This is a genomic window from Aequoribacter sp. (assembly GCF_965659035.1).
Taxonomy (GTDB): Bacteria; Pseudomonadota; Gammaproteobacteria; order Pseudomonadales; family Halieaceae; genus Aequoribacter.
Map to the genome: position 1 here is coordinate 22,143 of NZ_CBFHWH010000028.1, position 2,551 is coordinate 24,693.

Genomic DNA, 2,551 nt, shown 5'->3' on the forward strand with positions numbered 1-2,551 from the left:
GTGGCGGCAGCACGCTAACCATGCAGGTGGCGCGAAACTATTTTTTGACGCTGGACCAAACCTTTATTCGCAAGTTCAACGAAATCTTACTAGCGATCGAAATCGAACGGGCGCTGAGCAAACAAGAGATTTTTGAGCTGTACTTTAATCGCGTATTTCTCGGACATCGGGCTTACGGTTTTGAAGCCGCATCCGAAGTGTATTACGGGCGATCGATCAAGGAGCTTAGCTTGTCGCAATGGGCGCTGTTAGCAGGCATACCAAAAGCGCCCTCTCGCGACAACCCGGTTTCCGACCCACAAGCAGCGAAAGATCGACGCAATTGGATTCTAGGCCGCATGGTGAAACTCGGCTATATCACAAGCACTGAAGCCGAAGCCGCAAAGCAAGAACCGGTTCTCGCGTCGTTACATGGCGGGCAAGTCGAACTCAGGGCGGATTACGTCGCCGAATTGGTCCGCGCCGAAATGCTCGAGCGCTTCGGCAATAGTGCCTACACCGATGGTTATGTCGTCACCACCACGATAAACGGCAATTTGCAGGCCACAGCGCGACGGGCGGTGATTAATGGGCTGCAGGAGTATGACCGACGCCATGGCTATCGCGGCGCCGAAGCCAAACTCCCCGGCGATCCAATGATCAATAAAACCGAGTGGCAAGAAGCGCTAAACCAACGTCCGAGCATCGCCGATATGCAGGCCGCGGCGGTAATAGAAGTAAACGAACGCGACATAAACGCGATGCTCAGCAGCGGACAGACGGTCCAGATAACCTGGCAGAACGGCTTACAACAAGCCAATCCATACATCAACGAGGACCTATTCGGACGCAGCCCCACCAACGCGTCGGACGTGGTTGCCGTAGGCGATGTCATACGCATCCGCGAGAAAATTAACGGCGACTTCGAACTTACCCAGCTGCCAGCCGCTCAGGCCGCCCTTGTTTCACTTGAAGCTAAAACAGGTCGAATTTTGAGTCTCGTCGGCGGCATTGGGTTCAGCAAAAGCAAATTCAACCGCGCCACACAGGCCAAGCGTCAGCCCGGCTCCAGCTTCAAACCATTCATTTACGCAGCGGCCTTAGACGCGGGCATGACCGCCGCAAGCCTCGTCAATGACGCCCCATTGGTCTTTAAAGATGCATCACTGGAGGGTGTGTGGCGCCCCGAAAACGATGGCGGAAAGTTTTACGGACCCACTCGCTTGCGCTGGGCTCTGACAAAATCGCGCAACCTAGTGTCTATTCGGATACTCGAAAAAATGGGCGTACGCAACATGCTGAAATACGCATCAACGCTGGGGTTTAGCACCGACGAGTTCGCGCCCGACTTATCGCTTGCGTTGGGCACACACGCCATGACTCCGGTCGAAATCGCCAAAGCCTATGCCCTACTCGCTAACGGAGGTTTTTTAATCGAGCCTTTTATTATCGAAAGAATCGAGTCGGCCACTGGGGAACTATTGCTTGAAGCCAATCCGGCACAAGCATGTGACCCCTGTAAAATGAGCGAGGAAGTGTCGATGGCCGATGTTTTAGCCGGCAATATTGAAACGCCACAAGCCCCCAGGGTTATGGACGAACGCATTCACTTCATTTTAGACAGCATGCTAAAAGACGTTGTAAAGCTGGGGACTGGTCGCGCAGCTCTAAGCCTAAAACGCAATGACCTTGCGGGAAAAACAGGCACCACCAATGGACCCAGAGACGCGTGGTTTTCAGGCTACAACCCGAACATCGTGACAACAACGTGGGTTGGCTTTGATGATTTTTCAGAACTGGGCTCAAGAGAATTTGGCGGTACCGCGGCACTCCCCATTTGGATTGACTTTATGCGTGAAGCCCTGAAAGGACAACCCGAAACTGATCGCCAAATTCCTCCGGGTATCGTCAGAGCGACGATCGACAGCGAGACCGGCTTACTGGCTCGATCCGGAAAGAAGAACACCTTAGAGGAATATTTTCGAGCAGAGCTGGCGCCAAAACGCTACGCTGACGAAGCCCAAACCGAAAGCCAAGACCTGTTATTGGATGTGTTCTAAATCGCACCTAAGAAGCGCCCCGCTCCTACCAACAACGTGACATCTTTTGCCCCACAAATAAAAACGCCGCGCTTGAGCGCGGCGTTTCAGAATTCGTTCTACGGTTATTTCGCAGCGCCACGGCTACCAAAACGGCGCTTGAAGCGATCGACACGACCACCGCTATCAACGATTTTCTGTTTGCCGGTGTAAAAAGGGTGACACTGCGAACACACATCGACGTGAAAGTCTTCACCGATGGTTGAGCGAGTCTGGATGGTATTACCGCAGCTGCAAGTTGCTGTAACTGCAACGTATTTTGGATGGATATCCGCTTTCATGCTATTTCTCCGTTGGGCACCACCGCCACCTCGTCTTTGCAAGGCACCGCAGTGCATGGCACTGATGTTGTCAAAAGGGCGCGTATTGTACCTTAGATTTAACAATAAGCAAGCCACTGCTTTTGTCTGCTACACTAGCCACTCTTAAGTCAATATTTACAGCGCATGCCGATACTGAGAATCGCAGTGGCC

The 2,551-nt window shown here is 52.8% G+C and carries 2 protein-coding genes; one reads left to right on the forward strand and one right to left on the reverse strand.

The features are described 5' to 3' along the window. Positions 1–2,039 (forward strand): penicillin-binding protein 1A (locus ACTF5Z_RS06255; RefSeq protein WP_438984917.1); only part of this gene is annotated, 2,039 nt, incomplete at its 5' end. Positions 2,040–2,143: 104 nt separating this feature from the next. On the opposite strand, the gene rpmE is transcribed toward ACTF5Z_RS06255, so the two are convergent. Further along, positions 2,144–2,359, reverse strand: coding sequence for a 50S ribosomal protein L31 (gene rpmE, locus ACTF5Z_RS06260; protein ID WP_009575262.1), 216 nt, complete (start codon positions 2,357–2,359; stop codon positions 2,144–2,146). Positions 2,360–2,551: the final 192 nt, after the last annotated feature.

Bases quoted from the DNA above. Each gene is read 5' to 3' on its own strand.
- rpmE (WP_009575262.1), bottom strand. From the start codon at position 2,359: ATGAAAGCGGATATCCATCCAAAATACGTTGCAGTTACAGCAACTTGC.